The 18,454-nt window shown below is 37.5% G+C and carries 14 protein-coding genes and 1 riboswitch; of the genes, 12 read left to right on the top strand and 2 right to left on the bottom strand.

Going from position 1 to position 18,454, the window contains the following annotated elements:
- Positions 1-44: 44 nt before the first annotated feature.
- The 3 genes from PGH07_RS02000 to PGH07_RS01990 all read left to right on the top strand — a co-directional run bounded on the left by PGH07_RS02000 (position 45) and on the right by PGH07_RS01990 (position 7,833).
- Positions 45-1,799, top strand: coding sequence for an autotransporter assembly complex protein TamA (locus PGH07_RS02000; RefSeq protein ID WP_289412220.1), 1,755 nt, complete (start codon positions 45-47; stop codon positions 1,797-1,799).
- Positions 1,796-4,912, top strand: a complete 3,117-nt coding sequence (locus PGH07_RS01995; protein ID WP_289412219.1) for a translocation/assembly module TamB domain-containing protein — start codon at positions 1,796-1,798, stop codon at positions 4,910-4,912. Before PGH07_RS02000 ends, PGH07_RS01995 begins: the two co-directional genes overlap by 4 nt.
- A gap of 74 nt (positions 4,913-4,986) precedes the next feature.
- A riboswitch (cyclic di-GMP riboswitch) is annotated at positions 4,987-5,067 on the top strand.
- A 135-nt stretch (positions 5,068-5,202) separates the two neighbouring features.
- Positions 5,203-7,833: a hybrid sensor histidine kinase/response regulator gene (locus PGH07_RS01990; RefSeq protein WP_289412218.1), complete on the top strand. Its 2,631-nt coding sequence runs from the start codon at positions 5,203-5,205 to the stop codon at positions 7,831-7,833.
- Positions 7,834-7,864: 31 nt separating this feature from the next.
- Here PGH07_RS01990 and nspC read toward each other — a convergent pair whose 3' ends face one another.
- Positions 7,865-9,010, bottom strand: coding sequence for a carboxynorspermidine decarboxylase (gene nspC / locus PGH07_RS01985; RefSeq protein ID WP_289412217.1), 1,146 nt, complete (start codon positions 9,008-9,010; stop codon positions 7,865-7,867).
- A 60-nt stretch (positions 9,011-9,070) separates the two neighbouring features.
- Between nspC and PGH07_RS01980 the strand changes: the two genes are divergently transcribed.
- From PGH07_RS01980 to PGH07_RS01945, 8 genes are all read left to right on the top strand, one after another.
- Positions 9,071-9,550, top strand: a complete 480-nt coding sequence (locus PGH07_RS01980) for a hypothetical protein (RefSeq protein ID WP_289412216.1) — start codon at positions 9,071-9,073, stop codon at positions 9,548-9,550.
- Between the two features lie 102 nt (positions 9,551-9,652).
- Positions 9,653-9,787 (top strand): 50S ribosomal protein L34, encoded by a 135-nt coding sequence (rpmH, locus tag PGH07_RS01975; RefSeq protein ID WP_229936432.1) that lies wholly within the window; start codon positions 9,653-9,655, stop codon positions 9,785-9,787.
- 18 nt (positions 9,788-9,805) lie between these two features.
- On the top strand, positions 9,806-10,144 hold the full coding sequence (gene rnpA, locus PGH07_RS01970) for a ribonuclease P protein component (RefSeq protein ID WP_353049830.1): 339 nt from the start codon (positions 9,806-9,808) through the stop codon (positions 10,142-10,144).
- 47 nt (positions 10,145-10,191) lie between these two features.
- Complete coding sequence (yidC, locus tag PGH07_RS01965) at positions 10,192-11,796, top strand: membrane protein insertase YidC (protein ID WP_289412215.1); 1,605 nt, start codon at positions 10,192-10,194, stop codon at positions 11,794-11,796.
- A gap of 8 nt (positions 11,797-11,804) precedes the next feature.
- On the top strand, positions 11,805-12,635 hold the full coding sequence (locus tag PGH07_RS01960; protein WP_289412214.1) for a Jag N-terminal domain-containing protein: 831 nt from the start codon (positions 11,805-11,807) through the stop codon (positions 12,633-12,635).
- Between the two features lie 5 nt (positions 12,636-12,640).
- Positions 12,641-13,981 (top strand): tRNA uridine-5-carboxymethylaminomethyl(34) synthesis GTPase MnmE, encoded by a 1,341-nt coding sequence (mnmE, locus tag PGH07_RS01955; RefSeq protein ID WP_289412213.1) that lies wholly within the window; start codon positions 12,641-12,643, stop codon positions 13,979-13,981.
- 1 nt (position 13,982) lies between these two features.
- Complete coding sequence (locus PGH07_RS01950; protein ID WP_289412212.1) at positions 13,983-14,339, top strand: SEL1-like repeat protein; 357 nt, start codon at positions 13,983-13,985, stop codon at positions 14,337-14,339.
- A 71-nt stretch (positions 14,340-14,410) separates the two neighbouring features.
- The gene (locus tag PGH07_RS01945; protein WP_289412211.1) at positions 14,411-15,052 is read left to right on the top strand and encodes a carboxypeptidase regulatory-like domain-containing protein; all 642 of its coding nucleotides are present in this window, start codon (positions 14,411-14,413) and stop codon (positions 15,050-15,052) included.
- A 14-nt stretch (positions 15,053-15,066) separates the two neighbouring features.
- Here the strand turns inward: PGH07_RS01945 and PGH07_RS01940 are convergent, their stop codons facing one another.
- Positions 15,067-15,747, bottom strand: coding sequence for a dUTP diphosphatase (locus tag PGH07_RS01940; RefSeq protein ID WP_289412210.1), 681 nt, complete (start codon positions 15,745-15,747; stop codon positions 15,067-15,069).
- A gap of 106 nt (positions 15,748-15,853) precedes the next feature.
- Here PGH07_RS01940 and purL point away from each other — a divergent pair, with 106 nt between their 5' ends.
- Entirely contained in the window at positions 15,854-18,076 is a 2,223-nt protein-coding gene (purL, locus tag PGH07_RS01935) for a phosphoribosylformylglycinamidine synthase subunit PurL (RefSeq protein ID WP_289412209.1), read from the top strand.
- Positions 18,077-18,454: the final 378 nt, after the last annotated feature.

The following is an 18,454-nucleotide window of genomic DNA, read 5'->3' as shown; positions in this document are numbered from 1 at the left end:
AGTTTTCACCCTTGAAGAGATAATTTTTAAAAAGGTTGTATCGTATGCTATACAGAGTGATCATGATTTTCTTTTCTATCTTTTTGATATTAAGTGCTGAAGAGATAGAAGTACCTACACATCAAATCATGATTTCAGGCAATACAACCCATGATACCTCTAAACTCTATGAAGTCCTCAGTGTAGAAACAAATAGTTTTTGGGAGTTTTGGAAAAAAGATGAGCCTAAGATCTATGATAAATTGATACCAACGTTGAATCAGTCTTTACAAAGTTTTTATGATTCGGAGGGCTTTTATGATGCTCAGTTTGATATCAAAGAGACAAATACCACACTCTATTTGAATATAAAAGAAAATACTCCTGTGCATATCAATGACATTAATGTCTCAAGTGATTATGATATCTCCCGATATATCACATTTAAAAAGCAAGAGCGTTTCAGAGCACAAAAGTTTATAGATATCAAAAATAATATTATTCAGGCAATGCTTGATCAAGGCTATTGCAGTTATGATCTTGATACGAAGGCGTATGTTGATATTAAAGCGCATAGAGTAGATCTGAAGTATTTTTTGACAAAAGGTGATATCTGTAAATTTGATAAGACATATATTAAAGGACTGGAAAGTATTGATGAAGAGGTGATACTCTCTCGCGTTGTAGCTACAGAGGGAAGTAAATTTGATCCAAAAAGTATCAAAGAGAGTTATGCCAATCTTTATCAACTGGATGTCTTTGATAGTGTGATGATCAACTATGACCGTAAGTTTTATAATAAAATTCCGGTGGATATAACGGTCCAGGAGACTGGAAAGCCTTATCATACAGAACTTGGTTTAGGTTTTGATACCTATCTTGGATTACGTACTCACGGTACCTTGGTCAAAAAAAACTTTATGGGAAATGCACAAAAGTTGACACTCAAAGCACTATGGTCACAAAAAGAGTACCTTGCTTCTCTTGATTTTTTTAAACCTGCACTCTTTGACATCTGGGGCCAATCAATCGATTTTATGACAAAATTAGGATACTCAAATCTTGAATATCCTGGATTTACAGAAGCAAAAAGTTATTTGAGATTCTGTGTGGGGTATCAAAGAGCTAAATGGAAACTAAAAAGCGGTATCGTACTTGAAAATATTGATATTCAACTACTTGATAATCTAAAAGATGATGAAACTCTACAACAGGCTGTCAACGAAGGAAATTTTTTATTGTTATATCCTTATATTGATGTGGTCTATGATGCAAGAGATGATAGTTTTAATCCACATAGCGGTTACTACCTGTCATCTTACCTTGAATATGGGCTCCCTTACAGCCAGAGTGCCAGTACTTATCTGAAGATGCAGTTGGAAGGGAGATATATCCATAGCATTGATAAACTTACCATGGCAGCAGTCCTCAAAACAGGAGTTGTAGATCAGTTCGATGGAGAAGTTCCTGAATCCAAACTATTCTTTGCCGGTGGAGCCTATTTTAACCGTGCTTATGGGTTTAGAGAGATGGGAGTGATTCTCTCTCCAACAAGTGATTCTATAGAAGGGGCTTCTACGATGTTGAATGTTTCGTTGGAAGCAGATTATCCTGTATGGGGTGACATTTACGGTGCGGTCTTTACGGACAATACGATGCTCACTGACAAAAGTTATGATTATTCAGGTGATATTATCACATCTGCAGGTGTCGGCGTGCGTTATATGACTCCGATAGGCCCGTTTAAATTGGATGTAGGGTTTAATGTCAACGACCCTTCGCAATATGGTATTTCATTTCAGGTAGGACAATCGTTTTGAGAAAGGTACTCTTAGGAAGCATTATTTTTATCATTGTATTACTTACAGCACTTTGGGTGGCTATCAATACACCGATTGTAGTAAAAGAAATTGCAAAGCGGTACGCTCCGGATTATGCTATAAGTTACGAAGATATTTCAGGAGATGTTCTTGACGGTATTACAATACATGCTCCTAAGTATAAAGAGAAACTACTTGCGAAACAACTAACGTTAAGACTGAATCCGGCTGCACTGCTGCAAAAAAAGATCTCATTAACAAAAGTAGTTTTGGAAGAAGGAAATGTCACCCGTATTAAAACATTCATTGAGAGTTTTGGTAGCAGTAATGATACAAGTGAATCGTCATTTTCGTTTGATGTAGGTATGGAAGAGGTGCATATCTCTTTGTTACCTTTTGTGTTTCAGGATATCTCGGTTTCTAAGTTTTTAATGAGTGCAAGCATGTTGTCTTACAGTGAAAATGAGCTGGAGATGGAAGCACTTGAATTATTGGTTGATACAAATGCAACGGATATCAATTTAAAAGGAAGTTACGAAGATAGAGAAGTTCATATCACCTCTCTGAGTGTCAAAAGAGTTGACCTTCCGACTTTACGAAGGTTTATATCCAGTCTTGAAAAAGCAGAACAAGGTGCTAATACTTCTCATGAAGAAACAAGAGAGTCATTTTATCTACCAAAATCTATCCGGGTTGATCAAATCTATCTAAATGCTAAACCTACGATATTTGATCCTGTACAAATACAAAAGTTCAACCTTGAAGGCAGCAAGATCACAGTGAACTTGCAAGAGAGATTAGTTGAGGATGGAAGTGTATTTCTGGATGCTCGGAGTAATCTAAGCAATATAGTCTTTAAAGGTAATGTAGATGAGAATACTCTCGTGGGTAAAATTGCCCTGACACCACATAAAAGACTTTTCGAGTTATCGGGGTTGCCTTTGAGAAAAGAGGCATTTGGTAATATTGTCATAGATATTTTAGCAAGCACATCAAATATTCAGGCCGACGTTCAAGCCAGTGCAACACAAATATTGACCGGAAAAAAAGGCGACTTTAATGTTGATGTTGAGTCTTTGGTATCTAAAGTACTCTACCGAATTTCTGAACAAAAACTTTCATCAGATACAAATATAACTCTCTCTACACCTTATGCAAAAAATATTTTGTTGACCAACCAATTAATGATGAATAAAAATATCACTTATCACGGGGAGATATATGCCAGAGAGGTTTATGGTTTAGATGAAAACCTGACGGGAGTGCTTCATGATCTCAATGTAACCTATCAGGGAGATGATATGCATTTAGATGCAAAGCTTGTTTCAGACTCATTAGAGGGAAGCTTTGCAATGCAGGATTATAAAAGAGGCAACCTACAGTTAAAAACCAAAAAGGCAATTAAAGTCACAGATATCAAGAAACTGCCTGAAGAGTTGGAGGATACAGAAGCAAATATTGAAGTGCAACTGCCTTTTGATCTTGAACAAAATACATTGCTTCACGGTATCGCACTAATTAGATCAAATCTGGTCAATGTCGATACAGATATTATTTTAAGTAAAACCATACAAGTCAAAAATAAAATAACGATACCAGAAGACTCTTTAGTTCGACCCCTGGATCCTAAAATACAGTGGGATAAGCTTTCTACGATCGATATAGATTTGACAGTGGACGGTAATGATTCCACAATAGATATGAAAACAAATGCGTTAAACTTTCAGGCGATTTACAAAAAAAATGACCAGACCATTAAAGGAGGGCTAAAGAGCCAGCCTTTACATGCGACATTTGATGCTAACCTTACTAAAGAGTTGAAGGTAAATACTACGATTGGTTCACTAAGATCTTTGAACACTTTTATCGCATCCTATTATACGCTTGATGATATGCCTGTAGTGGAGGGAAGTGCAGTTATCAATGCTGTCATCAATAAAGAAAAAAAGATCAATCTCTCTCTTAAGTCACCTCAAATTGTCTACAATGCAGATAGAGAAAATAAACATATGTTCAGTGATGTGGATATAGATATAAGTGTCAAAGATATGAACATGACAATCCAACATTATCAGCTAATATACAATAAGCAGCGACTCTATGCAACAAAACCTTCATTGATCCAACTGAAAGACAATGAGGTTGAGCTCAGTTCTGTATGGGTAAATGATGCACTTCAGATAGCCGGAAAGTATGACTTAAAGAAAAAAGAAGGAAAGATCAATGCAGATGCTAACAAGTTAAAGTTGGAGCATGAGTGGGCTGATGTCCTCTCTGATATTAATATAGTGACAACAGCTGACGGTAATCGCACGGATATAAAAGGAGATATCGTTTTACAGGGGGGAGAAATCCATTACGATATAAATCAACAGTCATTTGCCTCTGACAGTGATATTATTATTGTTGAGAATAAAGAAAAAAAACAACCCAATCACTTTATGGATCAGTTGAGCATGGCACTGAATATTCATTGTAAAAAAGCTCTTCTCTTCAAACAAAAAGACATTAACATTCAGGCAAAACCTAGTTTTACCCTTTATAAAGCAATGAATGAGCCTTTAATGGTATTGGGATCGATTGAATTACTTGAAGGCGGCACTTATCTCTTTCAAAATAAAAAATTTGTTCTGGAAAAAAGTTTTATCTATTTTACTGGTACTTTCAATAAACCGCTTTTAGAGATCAAGGCAAAACACCAAGCACTTAATCACTTGATTACTATTACAGTAACAGGCACACCGGAGGCTCCTAATATCAACTTCTCTTCCAGTCCGAGCCTCACAAGAGAACAGATACTTTCCGTTCTACTTTTTGATAATGAATCAGCCTCTGATACGTATACCGGAGATGAGATGATGAAAATGATGGGAGGTGCTATGGCAAAATCTGCTTTAGCAAATGCTGGGGTTAAGATCGATCATTTTGTACTTGGTGCAGGGAACAGTATAGAAGTTGGTAAAAAGCTTACAGACGATCTTATGATTATCTATATCAATGATGAGATACCAAGAGTTGAGTTAAAATACAGGCATAATCGACGTTTTCAGAGTGTTATTGGAGCCAGTGGAGAGTCTAGTTCCTATGATATCATCTATATTAAGGATTTTTAGCCGATCACTTTAGTTGGTATTCTTTGGTATATATTTAAGTCTATTCATTGTAGAATTTACCACATAGGTATTAATGTTGAAAAAGCTAAACCTGTCGTGAGTCAGGGACAGAAAGTTATGGGTCTTTTTTCAGAAAAGATCGCCAGACTGCCAATAGAATCTACCTCTTTTAGGGATATTCTTCTTTTAACTTTTTACCCAAGATTTATGTTTGTCTTGAAATAACGGTAATCATTCAAGATATGAGACATGTTATATAACTCAACGAAGTAGAACACTAAAGGACTGTGATGAATATATCAAAAAACAAAAGTGTACTGGGATTGCTACTTAGTGTGGTCATGGTAGCTTTTTTTATACTCTCTTATGCTGCATATAATTCTTATAAAAACTATGAACTTACACAAAATAGCAAGAACCTTCCATCATTCGTAGAACATATCGAACTGGTATTGGATACTATGGAGTTTGAAAGACTCAATAGTGCTATTTACATGGTAACAAGAGCACAGAGTGATGCAGAGAAGCTTGAAAAGAACAGAAGTGATGTTGATGGGGCATTGAAAAATCTCATGATCTACATCGCTGATAGTCAATTTAGTGCCTATAGTAGACAGATACAAAATATAAGTGGGGAACTTCAACAGATAAGACGAGAAGTAGATGATCTTAGAGGTAATTATCAAGAGATTCTTGTGGATAGGTATCATCATAAAGTATTTGGAAATGTCCAGGAGATATTACAAAGTGTACAGAATACGCTGACAACCAAGAAAGTTGACCACTATTTTAGTGTCTACCTGGCGATAACCAACCTTAAGGAGAATACTGTAGTTGAAAATACAATGATCTCTTCTATTCTTCTTGGGTCTCAAAAAATGAATGACGAAGATGTTAGACTATGGGAAAAATTGATCGCTCAAGATAGATTTCCTGATTATGGTGATATAGAGGATCAAGAGTTGGTTTCCAGGCTTAATGCTTTACTCTCTGTTGATGAGTATAAGAGTGTTCTTGCAAAAGAACGCGAGATGATTATGTATGAGTCCAATAGAGGTGGTTATGCAGTGACTTTGCTTGGATGGCTAAACCAAGTAACAAAAAAAATGGATTACTTTACCCAAGTCCAATCAGAGCTGCGTAAATCCATGCATATCATAGATGATACTGGGAAATGGTTTGCTATCGGATATGCAACAGGAGCATTTTTACTTTTAGTAGTATGGATTATACTATTGATAAAGTTTGTCAAAATACAACAAGATAGACATCTTTTTGAAGAAACGGTTAAAGACATTGAACTTGTTCTTAATGAGAATCAACAAAAGGAGCTACGCCGTTTGATCCAGAGTGGTAAGATGGACCACATCTATAAGTTCTTGATCAAAACGATCAAGGATGCCAATCAGACGAAAGATCTGTTTTTGGCGAGTATGTCTCACGAGATACGTACACCGCTTAACGGTATTCTAGGATTTACTCAGCTCCTTAAAGAGACTGATGCTACTGAAGAACAAAGAGAATTTATTGCAACGATTGAGAGAAGTTCTGAACATCTTCTTTCAATAGTAAATGATATCTTGGATCTTTCAAAGATCAAAGCACAAAAAATAGAACTTGAACAAATAGCATTTGATCCTATAGAGAGTTTCGAGTCTGCTGTTGAATCCTATGCTGCCAAAGCTGCTGCAGAAAATATTGACTTTAATATCTTTCTGGATCCTGAACTTCCAACTAAGCTTATCGGTGATCCGACAAAGATATCTCAAATCATTGTTAATTTAGTCAGCAATGCCCTGAAATTTACTTCTCAAAACGGTGAAGTGAATGTATCGATCCAAAAACTGTCAGAAAAAAATGATGAGGTACAAGTGAAGTTTGCGGTCACTGATACAGGTATCGGTATCTCAAAGGAGCAGCAAGCGAAGATTTTTGAGGCATTTGGCCAAGCAGATGTGAGTACCAGCAGAAAGTATGGAGGAACAGGTCTAGGTCTTTCAATCTCAGGAAGACTGGTTGAGTTTATGGGTGGAAAATTAAGTATAGAGAGTATAGTGGATGAGGGCACAACATTCTTTTTTACTTTATCCTTTAAGAAACCGTCTGATGCTAAAAGAAGAGAAGTAGAGGATAAGAGTAAATTGACTGTAGGTATTCTTAACCCACATATCGATGAAAAATATTTCAGAAATAAAAACCTTGAAGCATATATTGCTTATACGGGAGCTAACATAGTACATTATACAGACGAGAGATTGCTGCATATAAAGAAAACACATGCAGAGCTTCCTGATATTTTGTTTGTTGATCACAAGTATCGTCAACGAGAAGATGAGATTAAGCAGTTCTTAGGGATTGATACTAAAGTGGTTGTCATATCTACAGGTGATCAGAAAAAAATACTGAAGCGATATGGGCCTCTTATCGATAAGGTTATATATAAGCCTGTCAATTTCACTAAGACATTGAAAGCGTTAAGTGATAAAGAAGAGACAGCAGAAACGAAGAAAAATATTACATTTAAAAACCTGCATATTTTAGTTGCTGAAGACAATACTATTAATCAAAAGTTGATTACTAATGTGCTTAACAGGCTGGGTATTGAAGTAAGTATCGTTAATAATGGTCAGGAAGCGCTTGCAAACCGTAAAGAGAATAGCTATGATATGATATTCATGGATATTGAAATGCCTGTTATGGGTGGAATGGAAGCTACTGCCAATATCTTGAACTATGAGAGAAGTCAGCATCAAAAGCATATCCCGATTGTAGCTTTAACTGCAAATGCACTCTCTGGAGATAGAGAGAAATATTTGGGTGCCGGTATGGATGGCTATCTTGCAAAGCCACTTGAACTTACAGCATTGAAAGCTCTTTTGGTTGAGTATTTTGAAGATAAAATAGTAGAAATTGCAGTTTAATCAATGATTAAAACAGCTCTCTTAAATTACTTTAAGAGAGTCTGCCTTTAAATTCCTCATATCCGAATTCTCTGACAACATCAATGTCACCATTGATTCTTTGGATGGCAATACTAGGCAGCTTAATGCCGTTAAAGGTTGTAGCTTTTACCATTGTATAGTGCATTTGATCCTCAAATATGATCTTATCGCCTACTTTTAATGGTTCATTAAAACTATAATCGCCCATGATATCTCCTGCGAGACAGGTATTTCCACCGAGTCGGTAGGTATAAGCCTTTTCACCCGCTTCACCTGCATCTCTCACATCAGCACGGTAAGGCATAATGATCGTATCAGGCATATGTGCCTCAGCAGAGGTGTCAAGTATGGCAATATCAATGCCATTATGAACGATATCGAGTACAGTAGCGATCAGTGGACCGGTTTGCCAGCCTACGGCTTCTCCCGGTTCCAGGTAGACCTCTACGTCATAACGTGATTTAAACTCATTAATAAGAGTGATAAGCTTCTCTACATCATATCCTTTTCGTGTGATATGATGCCCGCCGCCGAAGTTGATCCATTTCATTTGGGGAATATACTTGCCAAACTTCTCTTCAAAAGCTTTCAGTACTCCTTCTAATGCGTCACTATCCTCTTCACAAAGGGCATGAAAGTGCAGCCCTTCACATTGGTTTAGTATGCCTTCATCAAGATTTTCTACTGTTGTTCCCAGTCTAGAGTAAAGACCGCATGGATTGTAGATCTCTTTGGGTGCTTGCGAGAATTCAGGGTTCACACGTATACCTAAAGAAACAGAAGGATTGATCTCTTTTGCCCTCGCTGCAAAACGTTTGAACTGTGCAGGAGAATTAAAGACCAAATGGTGAGAAATGGAAGCGATCTCTTCTAGTTCTTCTTCTTTAAAGGCCGGAGAGTAGGTGTGTACCTCTTTACGAAACTCCTCGTACGCTAATTTGGCTTCATGTAAACCTGAAGCACAACATCCGTCAAGGTATGCTCGAACGGTATCAAAGCTTTTCCAAAGCGCATATCCTTTGAGCGCAAGGAGAATTTTTGCTCCACTTTGATCTTTTACCATCTTTAAAAGCTCTAAGTTTTTTACTAGCTTTTCTTCTTCAAGCAACCAACATGGGGAAGGTAATGATTGATATTTTGTTTCTATTTTTTGCATGCAAAATTATATCAAATTAATTTGTTATAATGACGTAATAGTAAATTAAAAAGGATTCATATGGTGGAGAGTGGAGCGAAGGCTAGAAGAGCTGATTTGGCTTTTAACGAAACTGAGATTAAACTGGCTGTAGATATGGTTGATAAACTAACAACACCGATGGAAGTTTTATACTATTTATTAGAACATAGACGACTCAATTCTTTTGTATTGATTCTTGTATCAGCTGAGAACATAGATACTCATACGATATTACAAAATGAGAAACGCGATACAGACCTTCTTTTTTGTCTGGGTGAAGAGCATGGCGTTCATGCACTATTGTGTCAGGAGACAAAAGTAGATGGAGGTTATATGTTTGCCGAGCGTATTGTAAAAAGATTAACACTGGAAAAAGGCACTTCCATTTATTGTTCTGTATTAGAAGTAAGAACTACAACGTATAAAATTAAAGATATTATTTTTAGAGGACTTGAGACCTATATGAAGGCACTTCACGAAGAACAGATCGGTGAGATCATCATAAAGACGATCAATTAATCCTTATGAAATAGTGTTTCTTAGCCTCTTTTAAGAGACTTTAAGGTAAAATCGCGTCCATCATATACCGCATCTAGGTAAATTTATTTAAGGATAGTCCGAATGAAAAGAACATATCAACCACATAACACACCAAGAAAAAGAACACACGGTTTTAGAACAAGAATGAAAACTAAAAACGGAAGAAAAGTGATCAATGCTAGAAGAGCAAAAGGTAGAAAAAGACTAGCTGTATAAGTTTGATAGGATAGTCACATCAGTTCGATCAAACATTTTACTAGAGTCAAAACTAGTAAAGAGTTTTCAGGAGTGTATCACCACTCCAATTGTAGCTGGCATACGCCATACTTTGTACTTTTTTATAAAAAAGAAAGTAGTTATAAAGTTGGTTTTGTTGCCAGTAAAAAAATAGGAAATGCAGTTCAACGTAATAGAGCGAAACGTCTACTAAGGGCACATTTCATCGAAAATATTGACCTTCTTAGAGCTGGTAGCTATGTCTTGGTAGCAAAGCCGGCGATTTTGGAAGCTGACTTTAAAAAGACTGGCAAAGCGTATCTACATGCACTGAAAAAGTGCGCTGCATTAAAATAATTACACTATAATAGCTATTCAATTTTTTTAATTACAAGGGTATCACTTTGGAACAGTCAGATCTTCAAAAACGACTTCTATTAGCACTAGCACTTTCATTTATCGTATTCATCGGTTATAGTTATTTCTTTCCAGTACAAACACCTACGAAAACTGAACAAACACAATCAACACAGAATTCACCACAAACTCCTGCACTAGAAAAGAGTACAACAGAAACGGCTTCAACTGCCGGTGCAACACAAGTTGCAATGAACGCACCAGAGACCAGTACAACGGCAATCGCGACAATAAAGTCAGATGAGTTTATTATCACAGTTGATGAATTGGGACGTGTAGCACAAATGGAGCTTCTCAAAGCGAAATATCGTACTGAAGACGGCAAAAATCTTAAGATATTGGCTAGTGATAAAGTAAAACCTTTGGAAATAAGATTCTCGGATACGAAGATCAATGAAGAGGCATTCTCTACACCCTATGTTAATGAAGGTGCTTCTGAGCTAGATATTACAACCGGTGCTAAGACACTCACTTTGGTTCAAAGACTCTCATCGATCACTGTTACTAAGAACATTACATTTAAACCAAGCGGTGAATTTAAGGTAGATATATCCACATCTACGCCAACACCATATTTCATCACTCCAGGTTATAGACCTGTAGCAGACCAATCAATGTATATGCTTGTTAGAGGTACATTGGTTAAAGGTGAAGATAACATCATCACAACTATTGAAGACGGTGATGCAGAAGGTCATGAAACATTTAAAAATGCAAAGATAACTTCTGCATTTGATAGATATTATGCATCACTCTTTTATGATTTTGATAAAGATAAAGGAATGGATGTCTCCATCCTTCAAATAGGTAAAGGTGATCCTTTGGCTTTTGTTAAAGCTGACGGTGATGCTTCTTTTACCGGATATATCGGACCAAAAGAGTATAAAGTACTTCACTCGATCAATCCTGAATTAACGGATACAATTGAATTTGGTTGGTTTACATTTCTTTCAGCTCCGTTTTTCAAAGTACTCCTTTGGATCAATGAATATGTAGGAAACTGGGGATGGGCGATCATTATCTTCACACTTCTTATTAAGCTTATCTTGTTCCCGCTTTCATACAAGGGTATGATGTCAATGCAAAAGCTTAAAGACCTTGCACCAAAGATGAAAGAGCTCAAAGAGAAGTACGGTAAAGATCCTGTAAAAATGAATGCTCAAATGATGGAACTTTATAAGAAGCATGGAGCAAACCCTATGGGAGGTTGTCTACCGCTTCTTCTACAAATTCCAGTGTTCTTTGCACTTTACCGTGTTTTGCTTAACGCAGATGAACTACAAGGTGCAGCATGGATCTTTTGGATCAATGACCTTGCTGTAATGGATCAATATTTTGTACTACCTATATTGATGGGTGCTTCTATGTGGTTTCAGCAAAAAATCACACCATCAAACTTTACTGATCCTATGCAAGAGAAGATATTTAAATGGTTTCCTGTGATCATGACTGTATTCTTTGTATACTTCCCATCAGGACTTGTACTTTACTGGTTGGTGAACAATATCTTCACAATCGGTCAACAATACTATATCAATCATGCCTATGCAAAGCAAAAAGAAATGGCAAAAGAAGCACATAGTAAAAAATAGGAGTGCTGATGAAAAAAATCAAAGCACCTACATTAGAAGTTGCTTATGAACAAGCTGCAAAAGAATTAGGTTGCTCTGTCACTGATCTTAAATATGAAGTGATACAGCACCCCTCCTCAGGAATCTTCGGATTCTTTAAAAAAGAGGCGATCATCGTTGCTTCATGTAAGTATCCACAGAGTGTATCGCAAACACCATCCCCTGTTACTACAGAAAGGCATATTTCTGCAAAAGTATCAAAGGAAACTTCAGTTCCAGCATTAGAACGTAAAGAAAAAGAACAACCTACTGTCGAAGAAGATGAAATTGTAGAAAATTTCTTTAGTTCTGAGTACTATACTGAAGATGAAGTGTATGTAGTAGAAGAAGAGGTCATTGTATATGATGAACTTGCACGTCTTATCGAGTCACAGCTAAAAGAATTAATGGAACTTTCATGCTTTGATATCGATGTGGTAGAAGTTGATGTAAGGGACAATACGGCATTAATATTTATAGATGGTGAAGATGCAGCATTATTGATCGGTAAAGAAGGGTACCGGTATAATGCACTCTCATATATGTTGTTTAACTGGTTACATACAAAGTATGAACTTTTTATTAAGCTTGAGATCGCAGCTTTTGTTACAACTCAAGAAGAAATGATACGTAATGTGCTTAAGCCTGTGATTGAAAGTGTACAACAACATGGAAAAGGCAAAACTCGTTTTCTTGACGGGATTTTAGTTCAAATCGCACTTGAACAGTTGCGAGAAGCTTTCCCTGATAAATATGTTGCAGTAAAAACAAGCCGTGACGGCAAAAAATTTGTCGTAATCAATGATTTTAATAAAAAATAAATGCCATGAATGAGACAATTTCTGCAATCGCAACAGCCCATGGGGTCTCATCAATCTCTATTATCCGTTTAAGCGGTTCAGATGCACTCTCTATTGCCCGGAGAGTGTCTAAACTGCAGAATATCATACCAAGACATGCACATCTCACTTCTCTTTATAATGCAGAAGATGCCCTGATCGATCAAGCGATTATGATCTATTTTGCTTCACCAAATAGTTTTACGGGTGAAGATATTGTTGAGTTTCAATGCCATGGCGGTATGATCGTTGCTGAAGAGATCTTAAGTACTGTATTGGCATACGGTGCTAGATTGGCTGAACCCGGTGAATTCTCCAAGCGTGCCTTTCTCAATGGAAAAATAGATTTAACCGAAGCAGAGGCGATCTCTAAACTGATTGAAGCGAAAAGTGTTGATGCTGCCAAGATACTTGCTAAGCAGATGAAAGGTGAACTCAAAGCTTTTGTTGATGAGAGCAGAGATGCACTTTTGAGGTCTTTGGCTTATTCAGAGGTCATGATAGACTATGCTGAAGAGGATATTCCTGATGATATCCTAGAAAGTATTAGCAGCCAGCTTGACGGTTTAATAGAACAGATAACGCGTATTGTAGATGCAAGTCACCGTAGAAGAGGGCTTATCGAAGGGTTTAAAGTAGCTATCATTGGTAAACCTAATGTGGGTAAAAGTTCACTGCTTAATGCGTTACTTAGTTATGAACGTGCAATTGTAAGTGATATCGCAGGAACTACACGTGACACAATTGAAGAGCAGGTGCGTATAGGTTCACACATTATTCGTTTAGTTGATACTGCTGGAATTCGTGAGTCTGAAGATACAATAGAAAAAATCGGAATAGAGCGTTCACTCTCATCCGTTGAAGATGCTGATGTCATTATCGCACTTTTTGATAGCTCAAGAGTATTTGATCATGAAGATGAGAAGATAGTTTCAATGTTGGATAATCTTGAAGATAAACATCTGATCGTAGCATTGAATAAATCTGATCTGGAAAAAAAATTCGATACCTCGATATTGAGCAGTTATGATCCTATAGAAGTAAGCGCTAAAAAAGGTTTTGTTCGTCTTACCGAAAGGATGGAAACACTTTTTGATTCGATAGGAGAGGGTGATGAGATTATGTTGGTCTCAGCACGACAAATAGAAGCTGTTAAATATGCAAAATCAGCGATAGAAGAGGCAAAGTTCCCTTTACAATCCGGTGAGTTGGAATTTTTTTCCTATCATCTGCAAGAAGCAGTCAAAGCGATATCTTCTATCTCTAAGCCCTATGACAGTGAAGAGATACTTGATAAAATGTTTGGGGAATTTTGTTTAGGAAAGTGATGTGAAGAAGTTACTAGAAGAATTCATAAATTATATAAGCAGTATTGAAGATCTTGAAGTCTATATTTTTCTGATTTTATTACTTTTTACTTTTTGGTTTATCCAAAACACTATAAAGTATTATAAAGGTGAGAAAAAGAAGGTAAAAATACTGTATCGCTTTGCCAAAGAAGGAGAAGTACATTCTCAGTATCAGCTTGCTAAACGATTTCAAAAGGGTGATGCTGTCAAGAAGTCCTGTAAACAAGCAGCTTTTTGGTATCAAAAAGCCGCTTTTTCAGGTGATGAACAGGCACAAAAGTATCTCAAGCTTTTTTTAGAAAAACGCAATCGATCTCATAATCATAAAAAATGTTGATGAGATAAATTTTTAGTCCTAATCTAAATTCAGTATAATCACAAAATAAAAACATCAAAGGGAATGAAGGAATGAATAAACATTTATCAGTTGTAACAGTCGTTTTATTTTCTCTATGGCTTGCGGGGTGTGTTCCTACAGACGTTCATAAACCACATTATAAAGCAGGTACACAGGAAAATGTTTGGGGTGCATATGATCCGGAAAATGTTGATATGTCAGATATCGATGAAAACTTAACAGAGACAGAGACGCTCATTACGGAGAACATGCCAGATGAGAGAGTACCTCGTATTGAATTTCCTTTAGATGAATATCGTTCTTTAGCACGTTCAGGAAAAGGTACGATCAAAGGTAAGATATATCTTACAAACAGTTATGGTGGCAGTCAAGTGTTAGGTGGTGGGACAAGACTTTATCTTAACCCGATGACTTCATATTCTAATCAGTGGTATGAAGTAAGCTATATCGGTGGTAAGAAGATGCAAAAAGCGGATGCTAGACTCTTTAACTACCTGAGATTTACTGCAGCAGAGAGCGATGGAAGTTTTTCCTTTTACGGAGTGCCATCTGGAAAATATTTCCTAATAGGAACAGTTCAGTGCGGTGAAGAGTGCGGTTATGCAACTACTAAAAGTATACGTTTAGCAACAAAAGTTGAAGTTTACGGTAATCAGGTAAAAGTGAAAGATCTTACTAGAAAACTGGATTAATCTTCCGTTAAAGCCTACCCTTTTGGGTACGCTTCTTCAAGAGCCCTATAGAGTTCTTCCGGGCTTATCTCATCGTTTGTATCCAAAATGTATTGCATTTGGACATTATCCTCTACTCCGTTCCACATCTTAATGTAGGTACCGTCTTTGTATCCATGGTCCTGTCTAAACTGATTGAGAATATTCTTCCCGACATAAAGTTGATAAAGAGAATCAAGGTTGAGCTCTGACTGTATCGCTACATCGATGAATGATTCCATCATTTTTTGTGTACCTTCATTACAAAAGATCACTCTCATCAGCTCCTCAACGGTTTCTATCTGTTCATAGTGGTTTTTTTCTGTCGGTACGATATCAGCATCAAAAGAGACAAAGTTCGGTAATGCATTGATATCTTCTGCAAGTTTTTCGATACTGCCAAGGTTTTGTATTTTGTAATCTTCAAGTCCTTGAGACATAATAAAGTGCCATATATCTACTGCTTCGATCTTGATATTTGCATGATCAGGTTCTGCATCAATATTTTTCCAATGTTTCCATGGATAGGATTCGATCAACTCTGCACACTCTAGGTATGTACAGCGCTTCCAGTCGATCAGTTTACCGTTTTTAGTGATTCCTTGTTCCCATCCCTCACCGTTGGTAGCATCATTGAGCTGCTGTTGAAGCTTAAGCATTTGTAGTATTTTGTCCATTTACAACCTTTTAGATTCATTGTCGTTATTCTATCTATTAACCCCTTATTTAGTACTTTTAGGATAAAATAATACCCTTATTATAACGCCTTAAGGACACTAAAAAATGTCACAACCTATTGAAAATCTAGATGAAGTTTTAAAAGCACATAAGCTTAGCCAGCCAGAATACGAAGAGATCGTTCGTATCCTTGACGGTCGTCATCCAAACATCGTAGAGATCGGTATTTTCTCTGCAATGTGGTCTGAGCACTGTTCATACAAGTCAAGTAAAAAATATCTCAATGGTTTCCCTACAAAAGCACCATGGGTGATCCAGGGACCGGGTGAAAATGCCGGTGTTATCGATATCGGTGACGGTATGGCAGCGGTATTTAAGATGGAGAGCCACAACCACCCTTCATTTATCGAGCCGTTCCAGGGTGCTGCAACAGGAGTTGGAGGTATCCTTCGTGATGTCTTTACAATGGGTGCAAGACCTGTGGCAAATCTCAATGCTTTACGTTTTGGTACAGTGACCGGTAATAGTGATACTGCAAAGTACCAAAGACACCTTGTACATGGTGTTGTAGAGGGGATCGGAAGTTACGGTAACTGTATGGGAGTACCGACAATCGGTGGTGAAGTAAGTTTTGATGAGAGCTATAACGGAAACATCCTTGTAAATGCATTCTCACTCGGTTTGGTAAAAGCTGATGAGATCTTCTTGGGCGTTGCATCTGGTGTTGGTAACTCTGTAATGTATGTAGGGTCAAAAACAGGTCGTGACGGTCTTGGTGGAGCGGTTATGAGTAGTGACAGCTTTACTGAAGAGTCTAAATCACTTCGTCCTACAGTACAGGTAGGTGACCCGTTCACGGAAAAACTTCTACTTGAGGCATGTTTGGAATTATTTAAAACAGACCACGTTGTAGGTATCCAGGATATGGGTGCTGCAGGTCTGACTTCATCTTCATTTGAGATGGCAGGTAAGACCGGTGCCGGACTTATCATGCACCTTGATAAAGTTCCTGCACGTGAAGAAGGGATGATGCCATATGACTTTATGCTTTCTGAGTCACAAGAGCGTATGTTGATCTGTGCAAAACAGGGTAGTGAGCAGGCGATTATCGATATCTTTGAGAAGTGGGACCTGGATGTTGCTGTTATCGGTGAGGTAACGGATACCGGTCGTATGGAGCTCTTCTGGCATGGTGAAAAGTGTGCAGATATGCCTATCGCACCAGTCAGTGAAGAGGCACCAATCCTTGACAGACCGACAATGCGTCCAAAATACCTAGATGAAGTAAATGCAAAGTCTGTAGACAGTTTTCCTGCTGTAGATGATCAAGAAGCATATGAGAAGATCTTTAGTTCACTTGAAGTAGTAGACAAAGCGTGGGTATATAACCAGTATGACTCTATGGTACAGACCAATACCACAAAACATCCGGGGAGTCTTGATGCCTCTTCTATCCGTATCAAAGAGAATGGAAAAGCGCTTGCAATGAGCAGTGACTGTAACCCAAGATACTGCTATATCGATCCGAAAAGGGGTGCAGCACTTGCCGTTGTTGAGTCTGGGCGTAACGTAGCGATGAGTGGTGCAAGACCACTTTCCATTACAGATTGTCTAAACTACGGTAACCCGGAAAATCCTGAAGTAATGTGGCAGTTTGCAGAAGGTTGTGAAGGGATCAAAGAAGCATGTGCAGCACTCAGCACTCCGGTTGTAAGTGGTAACGTATCTCTATATAACGAAACAAACGGTGTATCTGTATTCCCGACTCCATCGATTGCAATGGTAGGACTGAATGAAGATCAAAATAAAGTATTGCCATCAGCATTCCAGGAAGAAGGCAGCGAGATACTTCTCATCGGTGAGACAAAAGGTGAGTTTGGCGGATCACTTTACATTAAAGCACTTCATGGAGAGACTGTGGGTACTATTTCTGAAGTGGATTATATCTCAGAATTGGCACTTTGGGATCTAGTGATCGAAGCAAACAAAAAAGGGCTTTTGAAAGCAGCAAAAGATGTCAACGTCGGTGGTATTGCTACTGCGCTTACTAAAATGGCAGCTGTATCAGGTCTAGGTGTTGAAGCTGATATGACAGTAGAAAACAGTAGAGATATCTTCGATGAGTCACAAAGCAGAGCGATCCTTGAAGTAGCATCAGCTGATGTTGAATCGATCGTAAGAATGGCAATGGAGCTTGGTGTAAAAGTAACCAATATCGGTAAAGTCGGTGGTGATAAAGTAAGAGTAAATAATGTAGAACTTTCTATGGAAAAAGTAAAAGATATCTATTTTAATACTTTTGTTAGAACAATTGACCAAGACCTGTAAGGTTAAACCTTTCAATCTCGTTCCCAACGTCCTCGTTGGGAATGCATACTTGAGTTTTTTAGTATTTTAAAATTTTTTTTATTCTTAAAATTGATGTATGCGTTTCTAACTTAGTTGTGGAAATGAGCATTCATTTTACTTTTTTTAGAAAAAAGTAATCAAAAAGCGTCATAGCTCTCGAATCGCTTTGCTTTCAAGGTCGTTCGCTATGACATTTTATTATTTTAAATATAGGGCATTGCTGTGCAATGCAGATTCATTGTCACAGAGCATTAGGCGTACAGATGCGAAAGCGTGCAATATTGCGAAGCAACACGCTGATAGCATCGTCTGTGCGCTTGCGATGTGACGCTTTTTTGTCTACTTTTTATAAAAAAA

It is taken from the genome of Sulfurovum zhangzhouensis (assembly GCF_030347965.1).
In the GTDB taxonomy this organism is placed as follows: Bacteria; Campylobacterota; Campylobacteria; order Campylobacterales; family Sulfurovaceae; genus Sulfurovum; species Sulfurovum zhangzhouensis.
This window is presented reverse-complemented; position numbering and strand designations above follow the sequence as displayed.

What these genes read in the sequence shown, in the direction of transcription:
- nspC (WP_289412217.1), bottom strand. Translation starts at nt 9,010, where the DNA reads ATGCAAAAAATAGAAACAAAATATCAATCATTACCTTCCCCATGTTGG.
- PGH07_RS01990 (WP_289412218.1), top strand. Translation starts at nt 5,203, where the DNA reads ATGAATATATCAAAAAACAAAAGTGTACTGGGATTGCTACTTAGTGTG.
- PGH07_RS01945 (WP_289412211.1), top strand. Translation starts at nt 14,411, where the DNA reads ATGAATAAACATTTATCAGTTGTAACAGTCGTTTTATTTTCTCTATGG.
- rpmH (WP_229936432.1), top strand. Translation starts at nt 9,653, where the DNA reads ATGAAAAGAACATATCAACCACATAACACACCAAGAAAAAGAACACAC.
- PGH07_RS01980 (WP_289412216.1), top strand. Translation starts at nt 9,071, where the DNA reads ATGGTGGAGAGTGGAGCGAAGGCTAGAAGAGCTGATTTGGCTTTTAAC.
- PGH07_RS01940 (WP_289412210.1), bottom strand. Translation starts at nt 15,747, where the DNA reads ATGGACAAAATACTACAAATGCTTAAGCTTCAACAGCAGCTCAATGAT.
- purL (WP_289412209.1), top strand. Translation starts at nt 15,854, where the DNA reads ATGTCACAACCTATTGAAAATCTAGATGAAGTTTTAAAAGCACATAAG.
- PGH07_RS02000 (WP_289412220.1), top strand. Translation starts at nt 45, where the DNA reads ATGCTATACAGAGTGATCATGATTTTCTTTTCTATCTTTTTGATATTA.
- PGH07_RS01960 (WP_289412214.1), top strand. Translation starts at nt 11,805, where the DNA reads ATGAAAAAAATCAAAGCACCTACATTAGAAGTTGCTTATGAACAAGCT.
- mnmE (WP_289412213.1), top strand. Translation starts at nt 12,641, where the DNA reads ATGAATGAGACAATTTCTGCAATCGCAACAGCCCATGGGGTCTCATCA.